13 protein-coding genes are annotated in these 16,999 nt (G+C 61.6%); 8 read left to right on the top strand and 5 right to left on the bottom strand.

Annotated features, from left to right (window positions below):
- Positions 1-87: 87 nt before the first annotated feature.
- The 4 genes from AC097O_RS00065 to AC097O_RS00050 form a co-directional block, all read right to left on the bottom strand.
- Positions 88-1,059: an alpha/beta hydrolase gene (locus AC097O_RS00065; protein ID WP_479590604.1), complete on the bottom strand. Its 972-nt coding sequence runs from the start codon at positions 1,057-1,059 to the stop codon at positions 88-90.
- 241 nt (positions 1,060-1,300) lie between these two features.
- On the bottom strand, positions 1,301-1,864 hold the full coding sequence (locus AC097O_RS00060; protein WP_479590601.1) for a hypothetical protein: 564 nt from the start codon (positions 1,862-1,864) through the stop codon (positions 1,301-1,303).
- Positions 1,865-2,090: 226 nt separating this feature from the next.
- The gene (locus tag AC097O_RS00055; RefSeq protein WP_479590599.1) at positions 2,091-2,897 is read right to left on the bottom strand and encodes a carbon-nitrogen hydrolase family protein; all 807 of its coding nucleotides are present in this window, start codon (positions 2,895-2,897) and stop codon (positions 2,091-2,093) included.
- Positions 2,894-4,576 (bottom strand): flavin monoamine oxidase family protein, encoded by a 1,683-nt coding sequence (locus AC097O_RS00050; protein WP_479590597.1) that lies wholly within the window; start codon positions 4,574-4,576, stop codon positions 2,894-2,896. The genes AC097O_RS00055 and AC097O_RS00050 overlap by 4 nt, the downstream gene beginning before the upstream one ends.
- A gap of 70 nt (positions 4,577-4,646) precedes the next feature.
- Here AC097O_RS00050 and AC097O_RS00045 point away from each other — a divergent pair, with 70 nt between their 5' ends.
- From AC097O_RS00045 to AC097O_RS00030, 4 genes are all read left to right on the top strand, one after another.
- Positions 4,647-5,237 carry a cupin domain-containing protein gene (locus AC097O_RS00045; RefSeq protein ID WP_479590595.1) on the top strand — a complete coding sequence of 197 codons (591 nt, stop codon included), beginning with the start codon at positions 4,647-4,649 and terminating at the stop codon, positions 5,235-5,237.
- Positions 5,238-5,568: 331 nt separating this feature from the next.
- A complete protein-coding gene (locus AC097O_RS00040; RefSeq protein WP_479590593.1) occupies positions 5,569-7,413 on the top strand; it encodes a PAS domain-containing sensor histidine kinase in 1,845 nt (614 codons plus the stop codon).
- A gap of 3 nt (positions 7,414-7,416) precedes the next feature.
- Entirely contained in the window at positions 7,417-7,815 is a 399-nt protein-coding gene (locus AC097O_RS00035; RefSeq protein WP_479589285.1) for a response regulator, read from the top strand.
- 17 nt (positions 7,816-7,832) lie between these two features.
- Entirely contained in the window at positions 7,833-11,081 is a 3,249-nt protein-coding gene (locus AC097O_RS00030) for an EAL domain-containing protein (protein ID WP_479590591.1), read from the top strand.
- A gap of 16 nt (positions 11,082-11,097) precedes the next feature.
- Here AC097O_RS00030 and AC097O_RS00025 read toward each other — a convergent pair whose 3' ends face one another.
- The gene (locus AC097O_RS00025) at positions 11,098-12,138 is read right to left on the bottom strand and encodes a hypothetical protein (protein ID WP_479590589.1); all 1,041 of its coding nucleotides are present in this window, start codon (positions 12,136-12,138) and stop codon (positions 11,098-11,100) included.
- Positions 12,139-12,491: 353 nt separating this feature from the next.
- Between AC097O_RS00025 and AC097O_RS00020 the strand changes: the two genes are divergently transcribed.
- From AC097O_RS00020 to AC097O_RS00005, 4 genes are all read left to right on the top strand, one after another.
- A complete protein-coding gene (locus AC097O_RS00020) occupies positions 12,492-13,745 on the top strand; it encodes a putative Na+/H+ antiporter (protein WP_479590587.1) in 1,254 nt (417 codons plus the stop codon).
- 138 nt (positions 13,746-13,883) lie between these two features.
- Positions 13,884-14,639: a substrate-binding periplasmic protein gene (locus AC097O_RS00015; RefSeq protein ID WP_479590585.1), complete on the top strand. Its 756-nt coding sequence runs from the start codon at positions 13,884-13,886 to the stop codon at positions 14,637-14,639.
- A gap of 85 nt (positions 14,640-14,724) precedes the next feature.
- On the top strand, positions 14,725-15,477 hold the full coding sequence (locus AC097O_RS00010; protein ID WP_479590583.1) for a substrate-binding periplasmic protein: 753 nt from the start codon (positions 14,725-14,727) through the stop codon (positions 15,475-15,477).
- Positions 15,478-15,496: 19 nt separating this feature from the next.
- A partial coding sequence (locus AC097O_RS00005; RefSeq protein ID WP_479590581.1) for a histidine kinase dimerization/phospho-acceptor domain-containing protein occupies positions 15,497-16,999 on the top strand: 1,503 nt, incomplete at its 3' end.

Here is a 16,999-nt window from a genome sequence, read left to right as displayed (position 1 = left end):
AGAAAGAGGTATTTTTAGACGCTAAAAATACCTGTAGCGCTTTCCAAATATTGATTTATAGCTATATTTTATATAGCGGTTTTAGTCTCAAGAAGACTTAATCCGATACGCTTTCAATAGTGCGTCATAGGTAAATCCCGCGACATCATCGCCGCGACGGCCATTGAGCACCGAGTCATAAAAGGCCTTGACGGTGGGGTTTTTAACTTCGCCCCAAAGTTGGTGCTTGTTACCCACCCCTTTGCCTGTGGTGAAGTCAAAATACTGGGCTTTGGTGGAAACCAGATTTGCAAGCGTTTTACCCAGGCGTGGTGGGTTCAGGTTTTCTGCCAAACTCAGAATCTTGTCGTTTTCGTTGATGGTGATATAGATTCTTTGGCCCGTAACCAATTTCTCCACCCATTTGGTATGGTCGTTGCTGTTGACATCAGCCTGGCTCAAAATGATATTGGTAAATAGCCGGGTTTCTTCTTGGTAAGCCTGGCTTAAAACGTAATGCTCAAATAAATAGTTTCCCAGGCTGTGCGCCATAAAGTTGATGGTGGTATTGCAGGCCAGCAATGATTTTGTGCTTTGTTGGTCCATCCAATATTTTGTGAACTTGGAAAATTTTTCCAGTAAAGAATCCAGCGCGCCAAAAGATGCCTGCGCAATTCTGCGGGCTGCGCGGTATTCGGTGAACACCAGGCCACCGGTGTTGGAAGGCCATGAAAATAAAACCACTTCTACCCCATACCGCTCCTGGATTAACCAGGCTTGCTCCAGCGTCTCCCAAAATGGTTTGTTGTAGCCATGGGTATATAAAACGCAATTTTTCTTGTGGGTGAAGCACTGCTTGGCCACATTCTCAAACTCTGCCTTGGAAGGTGCAGTTTCGGGGGTAATGTCTTTGGGCTCTGGTACCAATGCAAGCGTCCATTTGTCGCCTGCTTTTTCGGCACGCGCAAAGCGAAGTTCGTTGGAGCCTTTTTCATTTTGTTGCTCACCAAACCCCTTTTCATCGCCAACACCATTTTTGAAGTTGTCTTTATTGATATTGCGATTGGTTGCGACAAGCATGGTTTTCTCCTGGTGGGTGCACGTGCGGAAATGCACGGCGCATTTGAGGGTAGAGACCGGCAATAGGTGCGTCAATTCCGCTTGGACGGTGCGGCGGCGTAAACGTACTTAGTTTTGTGGATGCTTGCAGCTAGCGGGCACCGCTACTCTTTAGGTGTCGAATACGCCCGTAGCGCTTATATAGAGGGCGTGAATAGCTACTATTTGCATAGCAAATATGTCGGCACTGCCGCCCAGGTTGCTAGGTCACTTTTTCCTCTAGCCACAACGGGCAGGAACCGTCTTGCCGGATGCGGCCCTCCAGGCTGAACCGGGCCCCTTGCTTGACGTTGATCTGCCCCGCTCCGCTGCAACTCACCTGCATGGTTTGGCCGTTCTCGGTTTGGTTTACCGCGGTTTCGATTGCGTAGCTGTGCATGCCTGGGCCAGCAACCGTTACCGGCAGATCAAGCGCCGGAAAATCCGGGGTCACGATCAGGTAGCCCACCAAAATGCCATTGATGACGATCCTGGTCTTTTCAGCTTGCAGCATGTGCAGGCCTTCCTGGGTCAAAGTTTGGAAGACGAAAAACTGCACCTCGGGGGCATCCTGCTTCGCTTCTTGTGGCCCGACTTTGGATTGCGAATCTTCGTGGAGACGGACACCCAGCAGCACCAGCACCACACCGGCTGCGCCACAGAACAAGCGCGCCAAGCGCTCGATTTTGGGAATTTGTAGCCACCCTTTGACCTCCATACCACCCCCCACCAGGGCGATGAGCAGGAGCAGTCCACCAATCAGAAGCAATACAACGGGCGTTTCCATGGCCGGCCTTTCGGTAGTGCGTGCGCGTCAGTCCCCCGCAGGGCTGTGCCGCAACATGCACATGGCAGCGGGATGTGCGGTCTGCCATGGCTTCAATGTAGGCGCGTCGGGAGCGGTACGCATCATAGGTTTGGGGGATGTCCAGGCTGCTGCAGGGATGCCCCACGCCCAACTGAAATATCTGAACCGAATAGACCTCTAGCGCTTATTCCATAAGCGCAAGCAGCTATTTTTTGTATAGCGATTGCCCCGGGGTCTGGCACAGCGCCACATGGCTGTTCATGGCCCGCCCCGCCACCAAACCGGCCCGCGTCACGTCGGCCAGCAGCAGTTCGGCCCCGCGCCCGGCTTGCGCCAAATCTGCCCCCGTCGGGGCGGCCACGCAGCTCAGCCCGTTGTAGGCCAGGTCCCCCTCGCTGCCGCAGAAGTTGGCATATGCCACGAACACCTGGTTCTCGTACGCCCGCGTGGGCACCAGGTGCTGGGCCACGAAGTCGAAGCCTTCCATGTTGGCGGTGGGCACCACTATGAGGTCGGCACCCAGCAGGGCCAGGCGGCGGGTGTTTTCGGGGAATTCCACGTCATAGCAAATCAGCAGGCCGAGCTGCCAGCCGTGGAAGTCAAACAGCGGTTCGTCGCCCAGGCCGGGGGTGAACATGCCCAGGTCCAGGTCGCCGAAGAGCTGGGTTTTGCGGTAGCGGCCCAGGGTGCGGCCCTGGGCATCGATGCACTGGGCGGCGTTGAAGACGGCTCCGGTGCCGTCGTGCTCGGGGTGGCCGAAGGCGATGGCGATCTGGTGTTGCCGGGCGATGGCGGCCACGGCCTGGGCGCGCGGGCCGTCGGGAGCTTCTGCCAACTGGCTGGCCTGGCTGCTGCCGATGTTGTAGCCGGTCAAAAACATCTCGGGCGTGACCAGCAAATGCGCCCCGGCGGCAGCCGCCTGGGCGGCGAACTGCGCCAGCCGCGCCAGGTTGGCGGGCACGTCCAGCGGCAGCGACGGGCACTGCAACAGCGCCAGTTTCAGGTCGCTCATTCGGGTAATTCCATCGGGCCAATCTCCTTGAACACATCGCCGGGACCGGGGTTCTCGGCGTGGGTTGTACCGCCGAAGTGGTGCAGGATGCCCCACACCGCGTTCAGCGAGGTCTGCACCGCGCCTTCCACCCAGGCGGGGGTCCAGGACACGTCGTCGCCCGCGATGAAGATGCCGCGTTCGCTGGCGGGTTTGTCGTCTTGCATGAAGTGGGCAAACATGCGCTGGTTGTAACGGTAGTGGCCGGGCAGTGCGCCCTTGAACGCGCCCAGAAAGTGAGGATCCGCCTCCCACGAGACGGTGATGGGGTCGCCGATGATGTGGCTGGCAATGTCTACGTGGGGGTAGATTTTCTTCAAGGCATCCAGGGCCAGCTTGACGCGCTTTTCGGGTGGCTGGGGCAGCATCTTCAGCGCGTCGCCCATCCAGGCGTACGACAGGCAGATCACGCCCGGTTTGCCGGGGCCGTTGTCGAACAAATAGGTGCCGCGGGTGAGGCGGTCGGTCAGCGTCATGCTCAGGGTGTCGCGGCCGGTGACGGGGTCTTTGTCTTTCCAGAACGGGCGGTCCACCATGACGAAGGTTTTGCTGGACTGCATGTAGCGGGTGCGGTCCAGCGCCATCCACATCTTTTGCGAAAACAGCGATTCGTCGCAATCGATCTGGGTGGTCAGCAGCCAGCTTTGGCAGGTGGTGAGCACGGCGGCGTAGCTGCGCGTATCACCCCAGCGGTCGGTCACGGCAATGTTGCCGTCGCTCTGGCGCTGGATGGCCGCCACGCCTGCACGCGGTGCGCCGCCGTGCAGGCTGGCCAGGGTGGTGCCTGCAGGCCAGTGGGTGAGGGTGTCGGGCACCTGCTGCCACAGGCCCAGCGGCACCTGGTCGGCCCCGCCTTTGATCAGGCGCTGTTCGTCGTCGCAGTTGGTCATCACCACGCGCAAAATTTCGAGCATGGAGTTGGGGAAGTCCGAATCCCAGCCGCCGGTGCCAAAGCCCACCTGGCCAAAGACCTCGCGGTGCTGGAACGACAGGCCCGCAAACGCCTTGGAGGTGGCCACAAAGTCGTAGAAGGTGCGGTCGTCCCACAGCGGCACCAGCTTGTTCCACAGCGCTTTCAACGCGGGCACGTCGCGGCTGCGGATGGCGTTTTGCACGGCTTCGAACTGGGCCCCGTCTTCCAGCGCCCGGGCCCAGGCATCGGCCACTTCCTTGAACATGGGCGGCAGGTCGGCCAGCTTTTCGGCGTAGTAGGTTTGGCCTTCCAGATCGACCACGGTGCTGCCGCTGGCGGGGGTAAGCGGGTTGGGGAAGGGCTGGCTTTGCAGGCCCAGGGCGTTGACGTAGTGGTAGAACGCGGTGCTGGACACCGGGAAGCGCATGCCACCCAGCTCGGCGATCACGCCTTGGCCGCCCTCGAACGGCTGCGAGCGCAGGCGGCCACCCATCTTGGAGGCCTCGTACACCACGGGTTTGAAGCCCAGCTTCATCAGCTCATAGGCCGCCACCATACCGGCCATGCCCGCGCCGACGATGGCCACCTCGGCCCCATGGTGCTGGGCGGGCAGGCTGCCCAGCCCGGCGGGGTGGGCGATCCAGTCGTCGAACGGGAATGGAAAATCGGGGCCGAAAATGGTGACGGGCGGTTTGTCGGCGGCGGTGGGGGTGTGGGCTAGTGGCATGGCAAATTCGCAAGTGATCGGTATAGGTGTATATTTTGCTCAAAATATTGAGCGTTTGGGGAAATTATTTATGCTGGATGGTCCGTTTGATGTGGGGAGCCGCTTGCGCCAGGTGCGCATGGTGGCGGGCTGGTCGCAGCGGCAGCTGGCGGAGCGGGCGGGCGTGCCGTCCAGCCAGATTTCGACCATCGAACAGAACAAAAGCAGCCCCTCGGTGGCCTCGCTGCGCAAAATTTTGAGTGGCGTGCCGCTGACCATGGCGGAGTTTTTCGAACCCGACCAGCCCCAGGCCGATGCCGTGTTCCACCGCCCGGCCGACCTGGTGGATTTGACATCCCGCCTGACCCGCCACGCCCCCGGTGCCAGCGGCGACCGCACGCTGACGCTGCGCCAGGTGGGCAATGCCCGCGCCCACAACCTGCAAATCCTGCAAGAGCGCTACGCCCCCGGGGCCGACACCGGCGTGGACATGCTGGAGCACGAATCGCACGAGGGCGGCATTGTGCTCAGCGGCGAAATCGAGCTCACCGTGGGCGAGCAGGTGCGGGTGCTGAAGGCGGGCGATGCCTACCTGTTCGACAGCCGCCTGCCGCACCGCTTTCGCAATACCGGCAATAGCGTGGTCGAGATCGTCTCGGCCTGCACGCCGCCGTATTTGTAGTTTGCTATTGAAGAAATAGCTGCTTGTGCTTATGGAGTGGGCGGTAGAGGCCCATTTAGCTAACTATTTTGCAAACCCATGCTGCGAAAGTATCCATTTATTGGATATAGTTTTTGTGTACTGGTATGGTTCCTGTACCTGTAAGCACCGCGTCCATACGAGGCTTGCCTTGCAGGGTGGTACGGGTTTATAAGTAACTGTTGGTTACAGTATTGGTTACACATTTGGAGATGGTGATGCCATTGCACAGAACTCCTTTGCGGCCCGCGTATGCAGGACGGCGTTGCCCATGGCAGTGCAGCACGGTGGGCCGCTTGCGAAAGGTGGCCGGATGATCCCGGCCTCGACCGACACGCTTTGGGCGCTCAACCCGGATGCGCTGTTGGCGATTTCTGCGACCGGACAGGTCTTGAACTGGAACCCGGCGGCAGAGAGTATTTTTGGCTACAGCGAAAGTGAGGCGGTCGGGCAGTCGATCTTCGATCTGATCGTTCCCAAGGACCGTGCCGACGAAGAATTGCGTTTCCAGGCCGAGGTACTGCGCCAGGGTGTCATGGTCCACGAGGCCGTGCGCCGCCGCAAGGACGGCACCTTGGTGCACACCAGCATCTCCACCAAGGTGGTCAAGGATGCCAACGGCCAGTTCGCCTACTTTCTCTCCAACAAAAAGGATGTGACCCACCTGAAGGTGTTGCGCGATGCCAAGCTGGTGGAAGCCCGGTTCCGGGATTTGCTGGAGTCCACGCCGGATGCCATCGTGGTGGTCAACGTGACCGGGCGTATCGTGCTGGTCAATTCCCAGGCGGAAAAAGTCTTTGGACATGGGCGTGCAGAACTGTTGGGTCAGCCGATCGAGGTGCTGCTGCCCAAGCGCTTTCGCGGTGCCCACCTGGGCCACCGCAGCGACTTCTTCGAGCAGCCACGCACCCGCACCATGGGGGCCGGGCTGGACCTGTTTGGTTTGCGCAAGGGGGGTGAGGAGTTTCCGGTCGAGGTCAGCCTGAGCCCTATCGCCACCGAAGAGGGCACCATGGTGATGAGCGCCATCCGCGACATCACCGACCGCAAGAAGGCCGACCAGAAGTTCAAGGATCTGCTGGAGTCGGCCCCGGACGCGATGGTCATCGTGAACCGCGACGGCACCATGGTGCTGGTCAATTCCCAGGCGGTGAAACTGTTTGGCTGGAGCCGAGAGGAACTGCTGGGCGAGAAGATCGAGATTCTGGTGCCCGCGCGGTTTCGCCACCAGCACCCGGGCCACCGCGGCGGCTTCTTTGCGCAGCCGCGCGCCCGCTCCATGGGGGCGGGGTTGGATCTGTTCGGGCAGCGCAAGGACGGCTCAGAGTTTCCGGTCGAGATCAGCCTGAGCCCGCTGGAGACGGAAGACGGGTTGTTTGTGTCCAGCGCCATCCGCGACGTGACCGAACGCAAACGCTTCGAGCAGACCTTGCAGGACAAAAACCGCGAACTGGAGAGTGCGGCGCTGGTGAAAGACCGGTTTCTGGCCAGCATGTCGCACGAGCTGCGTACGCCTTTGAATTCCATCATCGGCTTCACCGGCACCCTGCGCATGCAGTTGCCCGGCCCGCTCAACGCAGAGCAGGACAAGCAGTTGCGCATCGTGCAGACCAGCGCCCGCCACCTGTTGTCGTTGATCAACGATTTGCTCGACCTGGCCAAGCTGGGGGCCCACAAGTTTGACCCGTCCCGCGAGGCGGTGGACTGCCAGGCCCTGCTGGATGAGCTGGCGGCCACGCTGCGGCCCGAGGCCGAAAACAAGGGGCTGGACTTTACGCTGCGGCTGGCCCCGCAGACCTTGGTGCTGCAAACCGACCGCCGGGCACTGAGCCAGATCGTCATCAACCTGCTGGGCAACGCCATCAAGTTCACCGAGCGTGGGCGGGTGTGCCTGCAACTGGAGGCTGGTGCCAGCGCGAATGGCCCCGTGGTGCGCATCGGTGTGGAAGACACCGGTCCCGGCATTCCCGAGGCCGAGCAGGGCCGTTTGTTCGAGGCGTTTTCCCGGGTCGAGGCGGCAGACCGGCGCAGATTCGAAGGCACCGGCCTGGGCCTGCACCTGAGCCGCACACTGGCCCAGGAACTGGGCGGCGACATCACGGTGCGCAGCGTGCATGGGCAGGGCAGCATCTTCATCCTGGAGCTCCCCCTGGAGTAGCCCATGCCCGCCCGTATCCTGGTGATCGAAGACGATGACTTCAGCCGCGAGCTGGTGCGTTACCTGCTGGACCGGCACGGCTACACCGTGCTGGAGGCCGCCGACGGTGGTGCCGGCCTGGACCTGGCCCTGAGCGCGCGTCCGGACCTGGTGCTGTGCGATCTGCAGATGCCGGTGCTCAATGGCTATGAAGTGGCGCAGCGCTTGCGCAGCAACCCGCTGTGGCAGGTGGTGCCGCTGATTGCGGTCACCGCGTTTTCCATGCCGGGCGACCGCGATATTGCGCTGGCTGCAGGCTTCGACAACTACCTGACCAAACCCATCACCCCCGAGGTGTTTGTAGACCAGATCGCGGCCTTCTTGCCGCCCGGGCTCCGCGCCCCCAGCCCGCCAGACGCATAGCGCCCCAGGAACAGTTCATGGCAAAAATTCTGGTGGTGGATGATCTGGCTGAAAACCGCGAATTGCTGGTGGCCTTGATCCGCCATGGCGGCCACCAGCCACTGGAAGCCGCCGACGGTGCCCAGGCACTGGCGGTGGTGCGGGCTTCGCGCCCGGACCTGGTGATTTCGGACATCCTGATGCCCACCATGGACGGCTACGAATTTGTCCGCCAGCTGCGCGCCGACCCCCTGTGCGCGGCCACCGAGGTGATTTTCTACAGCGCGCACTACCGCGAGCGCGAGGCCCGCAACCTGGCCAAGAGTTGCGGCGTGTTGCGGGTGCTGGTCAAGCCCTGCGAGCCTGAAGAGATTTTGCTGGCGATTGCCCAGGCGCTGTCGCACATGCCTGCGCCCCAGCCCTTGACGGTGCCCGACACCCTGGAGTTTGACCGCGCCCATATGCGGCTGATGAGCGACAAGCTGTCGGAGAAGCTGGAGGACCTGCGTGGCACCAACCGGCGCCTGGCGGCCTTGACCGATTTGAATTTGCACCTGGCCTCGGAGCACGACCCGCTGGTGCTGCTCGACAAGGTCTGCCGCGGCGCACGCGATCTGATGGGGGCCAAGTACGTGCTGCTGTGCGTGCAGGGCAAGTACCAGGCCGAGCCGGCTTTTTTCGCCAGTGGCATCGATGCGGCGCTGTTGAAAACGCTGTCGCGTCCCGCCATTGACCATGGCCTGCTGGGCCTGGTGCGCGCCCAGCGCCGCCCCCGTCGAACCCACAGTGCTGACGGTGACCCGGTGTCGGTGGGCCTGCCGCCGGGCTATCCGCCGCTGTATGCCAGCCTGGTGGTGCCGGTGGTGTCCTTGTCGTACGCCTACGGCTGGATGTGCCTGGTGGACAAGCTGGGAGCGGTTGATTTCAGCGACGAGGACGAGCAGATCGTGACCATTCTGGCGGCGCAGGTGGGCCGGATTTTCGAGAACGGCAGCCTCTACAAAGAGGTGCGGGTGCACGCCGAGCAACTGCAGGAGGAGGTGGTGGAGCGCAAGCGTGCCGCCGAGGCCCTGGTGGAGAGCAACCGCCGCTTCAACGACATGCTGGGCCATCTGGAGCTGGTATCGCAGATGCTGGACTGCGAGGGGCGGGTCACCTATTGCAACGACTACCTGCTGCGCCTTACCGGCTGGCAGCGGGCCGAAGTGATGGGCCGCGAATTCTTCGGCATCTTCGCGGCGCATGCGGCGGATGCGGCACGCCAGCGGTTTGCCGCGTTGCTGGCCAACCAGCCGGGCATGGCCCATTTTGAAAGCGAAATCCAGACCCGCCAGGGGGCCCGCCGCTTGATCCGCTGGAACCACACCTTGCTGCGTGCGGTGTCTGGCGAGGTGGTGGGAACTGCCAGCATTGGTGAGGACATTACCGACCAGCGGGCGGCCGAGCTGCGGATCAAACGGCTCAACCGCGTGTACGCAGTGCTCAGCGGCATCAACACCCTGATTGTGCGCGTGCGCAACCATGAGGAGCTGTTCCAGGAGGCCTGCCGGATTGCGGTTGAATTGGGTCAGTTCAGGATGGCCTGGATTGGTGTGACCGACTGGGACGGGCTGCAGATTCTGCCCATTGCCTCGGCAGGGGTGGCTCCGGAGTTTCTGGCCTACATCCGGGACAGCTTTTCCCTGGAAGACGGCACGCAGCATGCCAACTCCATGACCGTGCGGGCCATCAAGGGCAAGAAGCCCATGGTGCTCAACGACATGAAGGACTTCTCTGGCAGCGCGTACCTGAAAGCGCACATGGACCAGGGGATCAGTGCCATGGCCGTGCTGCCCCTGCTGGTGGGCGACACGGTGGTCGGCGTACTCGCCCTGTACACCGACGAAACCGGTTTTTTTGACGCAGAAGAGATGACGCTGTTGACCGAACTGGCGGGCGACATCGGCTTTGCACTCGACCACATTGAAAAGGCCGACAAGCTCAACTATCTGGCTTACTACGACGAGCTGACCGGCCTGCCGAACCGCACCCTGTTTCTGGAGCAGGTGAGCCAGCAATTGCGCATGTTCGACGGGGGCCGCAGCAGCCTGGCCTTGGCCCTGGTCGATGTGGAGCGCTTCCGGGCCATCAACGACACCCTGGGGCGGGCGGCCGGAGACGACCTGCTCAAGCAACTGGCGCAACGCATCCGCGTTGGCAGCGTGGCACTGGAGGCTACTGCGCGCGTGGGTATCAATTGCTTTGCGGTGGTGCTGCAAGGCCCGCGTGACGTGGGGCGCGTGGCGCTGGAGCTGGAGCAATTGCTGCGCGACTGTTTTGCCCAGCCCTACCGTTTGCAGGAATCGGACCTGCGCATTGCCGGCAAGATCGGTGTGGTGCTGTACCCGCTGGACGGCGAAGATGCCGAAACCCTGCTGCGCAATGCCGAGTCGGCCTTGAAGCGGGTCAAAGGATCGGCCGAGCACCTGATGTTCTATGCGCCCGAAATGGACACCCGGGTGGCTGCCGCGCTGGACCTGGAAAGCCGCCTGCGTACCGCCCTGGACCTGGAGCAGTTCGTGCTGCACTACCAGCCCAAGGTCGATCTGGATACCGGCAAAGTCACCAGCGCCGAAGCGCTGATCCGTTGGAACGACCCGAAAAACGGCCTGGTGGCACCCGGCCATTTCATCCCGATTCTGGAAGAGACCGGCTTGATCTACGAAGTCGGCCTGTGGGCCCTGCGCAAGGCGCTGGAAGACTGCCGCCGCTGGCGTGCCGCAGGCCTGGAGCCGGTGCGCATCGCCGTCAATGTCTCGCCGCTGCAACTGCGCCACCGCAACTTCGTGTCCGCGCTGGAGCAGGTGATCGGTACCGACCCCCTGGCGGCGCAGGGCCTGGAGCTGGAGATCACCGAAAGCCTGATCATGGAAGACGTGCAGCGCAGCAGTGCCAGCCTGCTGGCCATCCGCGCCATGGGGCTGACCATTGCCATCGACGACTTTGGCACCGGCTACTCGTCGCTGGGCCAGTTGTCGCGCCTGCCGGTGGACACGCTGAAGATCGACCGCAGCTTTGTGGTCGATATGGTCTCCGGTCCGCGCGGGCTGTCGCTGGTGTCCACCATCATCAATCTGGCCCACGCTTTCAAGCTCAAGGTGGTCGCCGAAGGCGTGGAGACCGAGGAGCAATCGCGCCTGCTGCGTTTGATGGACTGCGATGAAATGCAGGGCTTTCTGTTCAGCCGCCCGGTGCCCGCCGAGGTGTTCGGGCAGAACTTCTTGCTGCCCGGCAGGAGAGCACCTTGAACACGCGCTTCGCCGCTCACTGGGTGAAGTAGTCGTCCTTGCCGGATACCTTGTCCTGGGCCATTCGGTCGGATGCTGTCCGGTTGTAATGGCGCTGCATTCCTCCACACAGGGCCCAGGTCAGGGTGAGGGTGCCGATCCACAGCGTGACATAGCGCAGTTCGCCGGGCATTGCGCCCAGCGGCGTGCCGGTGATGGTGGTGTTGAGCAGCTGCAGAAAAATGCGGTGTGCGACAAAGGTGGCCAAGGCGAACTTGCCGATGAGTGCTATCGGAGCGACCAGTGGCCTGTAGCCCGATCGCGCCAAAAGGCCGGCACACAGAAAAATCCAGGCAAATTTGCCTGTGGGCCCCAACGTGTTGCGAAAAATGCTCCAGGCCAGGGCTGGTGGCGCAAAGGTCGATGCAAACACGCATAGCTGTACCAGCAAGAGCAAGGCAATGCCGTACAGCCACAGGGGCTCGTTGTGGTGGCGATAGATGCCGAGCCAGCAACCCAGGCAACCGTTCAGCACGAAAGGCACTACCGGAAATCCGCCCAGGCCTTCGGTCAGGAAGAAGCGCACCGCCCAGTGCTCCGCAGAGCCCGATGCCAACAACCCCTGTGCGGCCACAGTCACGGCGATTTGCGCTAGCAGCAGCGCAGACAATGTGTGCCAGGGCCGGGTGCGGCAAAGTTGAACCAAGGCCGGTGCACACAGCAACACCAGGGCCGTGGGCAGCAACACCCCGGAGATCGACCAGGGCGTGGTCAGTGTCACGAAACCGATCCACCAGCCCCAGGTGAAGGCCTGCGACAGGTCACCGTGCTGGGCCAGGGCACCGATCGCAAAAATGCTATTGGACAGCAGCATCACCAGCAAAATGACGGCGCTGCGGTGGCGCAACAAGGGCCCGTAGATGGCGGGTGGGTGCCGCACCGTGAATATCCACCCAATCCCGTAGCCCGACAGGATGACATACACCACGGTGGCCCAGCCATTGGGTAACCAGAAATCGCCAAACAGCCAGTGCGAACTGTCCAGACCGGACAGTGTCATCGCATGGGTGCTCGCCATCAGGACAAATAACAAGCCACGAAATACGTCCAGTGTTTTGGATCTTTTTATAGCCATCTGATTTTGCGGGTGGATTACGGGACTATTAACAGCACTCCCGCGGCAAACCCTTGCCAGCCCTGGATAGTTGCGGTCGCTCCCCTTGGCCTGGAGAGACGAACGGGTATGAGGGATTAACTTTAATGAGATGTGCGCAAAGGATGTTTTTAATGGTTGTTAAATGTTAATAAATGCATCAAATGTGAAAGATGTTTTATGTAACTTTATGAACGGAATTAATCCATTTACGTCCCAACCAGGGGTGACTCTGGGGTGGGCGACAATGGTGTTTTATTTACTTTTGGTCACACGCAATGCAGCCCACAGCCATCCACATCGCTGCCGCCGTACTGTTCGGGCTGGCACTGCTGCACACGTTTGCCGCCAAGTGGTTTGAGACCCTGGCCCACCGGCACCCGCGCCATGCCGACTTGTTCCACATCCTGGGTGAAGTGGAGGTGGTGTTTGGCCTGTGGGCCCTGGTGCTGGTGCTGGTAATGGCGCTGCTGGGCAGCGGGGCCGATGCGCTGGCCTATGCCGAGTCGCGCCAATACACCGAGCCGTTGTTTGTGTTTGTGGTGATGGTGGTGGCGGCCTCGCGCCCGGTGCTGGAACTGGTGCAACGCTGGCTCACCGGCACGGCACGGGCATTGCCCCTGTCCACCCCGCTGGCCATCGCCTGGCTGGGGCTGGCCCTGGTGCCGTTGCTGGGCTCGCTGATCACCGAACCCGCGGCCATGACGCTGGCTGCGCTGGTGTTGGCCCCGCTGGTGTTCCGTCCCGGCCTGCCCGAATGGCTCAAATACGGTGCCTTGGGCGTGCTGTTTGTCAACGTGTCGGTGGGTGGCACGCTGACCTCGTATGCCGCACCACCGGTGCTGATGGTGGCATCCGTCTGGGGCTGGGATAGCGCTTTTATGGCTCGTACTTTTGGCTGGCGCGCCAGCATCGCGGTGCTGGTCAATGCCAGCGTGGTGGTGGCACTGCTGAGCCCGTACCTGAAGAGTGCAACCCCGGCCGAGCCCACGGCGACCCCGCCTGTACCTCTGCTGGTGAGCCTGATCCACCTGGCATTTCTGGCCGGCGTGGTGGTGTTTGCCCACCATCCGGTGGTGTTCATCGGGCTGTTTTTGTTCTTCATCGGCTACACCGAAGCCTACAAGCGGCACCAGAGCCCGCTGATCCTGAAAGAGGGTCTTTTGGTAGGCTTTTTTCTGGCCGGGCTGGTGGTGCTGGGCGGCATGCAGCAGTGGTGGCTGCAGCCCATCGTCTCCAGCCTGGCCCCCACGGCACTGTTTTTTGGCGCACTGGGCCTGACGGCGCTGACCGACAACGCGGCGCTGACCTACCTGGGTTCGTTGATCGTAGGCATCAGCGAGTCGGCCAAGTACATGCTGGTGGCCGGGGCGGTGGCGGGCGGTGGCTTGACGGTCATCGCCAATGCGCCGAATCCGGCTGGGGTGGCGCTGCTGCGCAAGGGCTTCAACGACGAGTCGATCGGGGCGCTAGGCTTGCTGGCCGGCGCAGCCCTGCCCACCATGGTGGCAGGATTGTTGTTTTTGCTATAGATAGAGTAGCTCCTGCCGCTTATGGGGTAAGCACGGGCCCCTGTTTTTGCTTAAATTTTTTATCTAGGTGTATTTGTGAGTTGATGTAAGTCTAGATAGCATATGTAATGCTTTGACTTACCCAACGAGGTGGACGTGATGAGCCTTCCTTCTTTTGCCCGCCGCAGGCTGTTTCGCGGGGGCGGGGCCGCTGCGCTGGCGCTGGTGGTCGGGCCCGTTGCGGCCCAGCAGATGCTGCAGATTGGGCGTGTGGACTTTCCATCGCCCTTGTCGGACATTGCCGAAGCGGTGGTCAGGGAAGCGATCAGGCGCAGTGGCTTACAGGCCGAGTTCAGACGCCTGCCGCTGTTGCGTTCGGTAGCCATGGCGAACGAGGGCAGCCTCGACGGGGAGTTGATGCGCATCGTCGATGTGGGAAAGAATTTCACCGACCTGGTGCTGGTGCCCACGCCGGTGGTGATGGCCGACGTGGCCCTCTACAGCATGGACGAAGCGGTGGTCAATTTGCCCCGTGCCGAGCAGCGCAAGCGCAAGGTGGGGCTGACGCGTGGCACGCTGATGCTGGTCAAGCACAGCCAGGGCATGGACGTGATCGATACGCAATCCATCAGCACCGCCTTCGAGATGTTGGCGAACCGGCGTTTTGATATGACGATGCTGATCTTCCTCGATGCCGAGCCGGAAATTGCCCGCAAAGGTATCAAGGACGTGTACCGCCGCCCGCACTACTGGGCCAGCGAGCCCTTGTACTTCTACCTGAACAAAAAGCACGCCGCGCTGGTGTCCAGAGTCGATGCCGCGCTGGTGGGAATGCAAAAAGAGGGACTGATCAAAAGGATCTTCCGTGACAAGCTGGCCGAGCTGGGCATTGCGCCCCTGCTGCCTGCCGATTGACCCGGAGGCCCAAAAAGACCTTGAACATGGTCCGAGTGTGGATAGCATGGGCGCGCGCATGGACTTAGTTAGCGAGGACGATGAAATGACCCTCTGTTTTTTTATCCGCCGCACGCTGTGCTGCGGTGCCGCAGCCGCAGTGCTTACGTGGGCGGCAGGGCCTGCCGCGGCCCAGCAGGTGTTGCAGATCGGTCGGATAGATATCCAATCGCCCATGGTCGGCGTTGCCGAGGGGTTGATGAGGGAAGCGTTCAAGCGCAGTGGGCTACAGGCTGAGTTCAAGCCCTTGCCACTGACACGCTCGTTGGCCATGGCGGACGAGGGCAGCCTGGACGGGGAGTTGGTGCGTATTGCCGATGCGGTCAAAACCTTTCCCAATCTGGTGGCGGTGCCCACGTCTTTGGGGTCGTTGGACGTGGGTATCTACAGCCTGGATGAAAAGCTGGTCCATTTGCCGCGTGCCGAGCTGCGTCGGGTCAAAGTGGGTTTGACGCGAGGCTCCCTGGTGGTGGCCAAGTACAGCCAGGGTATGGCCGTGACCGAAACCCAAACCATCGCCTCCACGGTGGAAATGCTGGTCAATGGACGCGTTGACATCGCAATGATGAACTTCATTGACGGCGAGCTGGGGGTTGCCCGCCAGCCGCAAAAAATTTACCGCAGACCGCGCTACTGGGCCAGTGAACCGATGTATTTTTACCTGAACAAGAAGCATGCCGCGCTGGTGCCCAGGATCAATACCGCCCTGCAGGCCATGCAAAAGGAAGGACTGCTGAAAATGGCCTTCCAGGACAAGCTGGCCGAGCTGGGCATCACGCCACTGCAGCCCGCAGAGTGAACCTGGCGCAGCACGGTCCATGTCGCAAAAGCCCTCTATCCGACTGCGATTCGTCGTCCTGTTTGTATTGATCGTGTCGGTGGGCCTGGGGGCATTTGGGGCCTGGAACTACGTCACCCGCAAGCACGCGAAAGAGGCCGATATGGCCCAGCGGCTGGACCATATCGAGGCGCGCGTCAAGACCAGTCTGCCGATTGCGATCTGGCAGTTCAACCGCGAGCAAATCATCAACATCGTGCGCTCCGAGATGAACGATCCCATCGTGATGGGCGTCCAGGTCCAGTACGGAAAAAACAAGGCCTATGGCTTGCAGCGGGTCCAAGGCGCGCTGGTGGAGTTGGCGGGCCCACTGGCGGCCGACATTACGCGGGAGTTCGACGTGTACTACGAGCCCGGCGAACCCAAGGTGGGTACGGTGGCCATCTACGCCTCGGAGCGCAGCATCCGCGAGAGCCTGCAAAACGACCTGGTGCAGTTGGTGCTGCAGATACTGGTGATCAACTGCATGACCGTGGCCGCGCTGTACGCCATCGTCACCAAGCAGGTGCTCAGCCCGCTGGGCAAGATCCGGGATGCGCTGGATGCCATTGCCTCCAGCGGCAGCCACCTGCAACGGCATTTGCCACCCGCCGATACCCGGGAATTCCAGGCGGTGACCGACAACGTGAACCGCTACATCGACCAACTGCAGACCCTGATGGGCGGCACCATCGAGCGGGTGCACGCCACCATCCAGCGCATTGCCGACGGCGACCTGGGCTCGGCTATCCATACCGACGTGGCGCAGGGCGACAGCGTGCTGCACCGGCTGGTGCAGATGCGCGACAAACTCAGCGCGGTGCAGCTCTACCAGCAAAGTGCCCAGGCCCAGCTGCAGGCGGCCAATGAGCGGGCCAACCTGGCACTCACACTGACGCGCTCGGGCGAGTGGTACATCCGCGCTGACCAGCCTGACTGGCTGGTGTCCTCCGAGCGCAACGCGGAGCTGTGCGGCGAGTTGCCTGGCGTGTCCGAGTGGAAATTTACGCTGGCCGAGGTGTGGCGACGCATCGACCTCTCGGAGCCGCAGTTGATCCACCAGTTTCGCCAGCAGTTTGCCGACGCGCTCGCCGGGCGGCTCCACTCGTTTGAGCTGACCTACCCTTACCGCCGCCCCATCGACGGTCGGCAGATCTGGCTGCGCACCCTGGTGCAGGCCGAAAACCACCCCGATGGCCGCCTGGCGCAGCTGTTTGGCGTGAACCAGGACATCACCGCCGTCAAAGAGGCCGAGCTCGCTATCCGCCAGGCGCAAAAGGCCGCCGAAGAGGCGAACCAGGCCAAGTCGGATTTTCTGGCCAACATGAGCCATGAAATCCGCACCCCGATGAACGCCATCATCGGCATGTCGGGTCTGGCGCTGGCGGGCGAGCTCAGCCCGCGCCAGGCCAACTACATCCAAAAGGTCAACGCCGCCGCCAAAAACCTGCTGGGCATCATCAACGACATCCTGGACTTCTCCAAGATCGAGGCCGGCAAAATG

The sequence above is a fragment of the Rhodoferax sp. LS1P39 genome, assembly GCF_056521425.1.
This window is presented reverse-complemented; position numbering and strand designations above follow the sequence as displayed.

Excerpts from the sequence above, each read along its gene's own strand:
- AC097O_RS00065 (WP_479590604.1), bottom strand. The coding sequence starts at position 1,059 with ATGCTTGTCGCAACCAATCGCAATATCAATAAAGACAACTTCAAAAAT.
- AC097O_RS00060 (WP_479590601.1), bottom strand. The coding sequence starts at position 1,864 with ATGGAAACGCCCGTTGTATTGCTTCTGATTGGTGGACTGCTCCTGCTC.
- AC097O_RS00055 (WP_479590599.1), bottom strand. The coding sequence starts at position 2,897 with ATGAGCGACCTGAAACTGGCGCTGTTGCAGTGCCCGTCGCTGCCGCTG.
- AC097O_RS00050 (WP_479590597.1), bottom strand. The coding sequence starts at position 4,576 with ATGCCACTAGCCCACACCCCCACCGCCGCCGACAAACCGCCCGTCACC.
- AC097O_RS00045 (WP_479590595.1), top strand. The coding sequence starts at position 4,647 with ATGCTGGATGGTCCGTTTGATGTGGGGAGCCGCTTGCGCCAGGTGCGC.
- AC097O_RS00040 (WP_479590593.1), top strand. The coding sequence starts at position 5,569 with ATGATCCCGGCCTCGACCGACACGCTTTGGGCGCTCAACCCGGATGCG.
- AC097O_RS00035 (WP_479589285.1), top strand. The coding sequence starts at position 7,417 with ATGCCCGCCCGTATCCTGGTGATCGAAGACGATGACTTCAGCCGCGAG.
- AC097O_RS00030 (WP_479590591.1), top strand. The coding sequence starts at position 7,833 with ATGGCAAAAATTCTGGTGGTGGATGATCTGGCTGAAAACCGCGAATTG.
- AC097O_RS00025 (WP_479590589.1), bottom strand. The coding sequence starts at position 12,138 with ATGGCGAGCACCCATGCGATGACACTGTCCGGTCTGGACAGTTCGCAC.
- AC097O_RS00020 (WP_479590587.1), top strand. The coding sequence starts at position 12,492 with ATGCAGCCCACAGCCATCCACATCGCTGCCGCCGTACTGTTCGGGCTG.
- AC097O_RS00015 (WP_479590585.1), top strand. The coding sequence starts at position 13,884 with ATGAGCCTTCCTTCTTTTGCCCGCCGCAGGCTGTTTCGCGGGGGCGGG.
- AC097O_RS00010 (WP_479590583.1), top strand. The coding sequence starts at position 14,725 with ATGACCCTCTGTTTTTTTATCCGCCGCACGCTGTGCTGCGGTGCCGCA.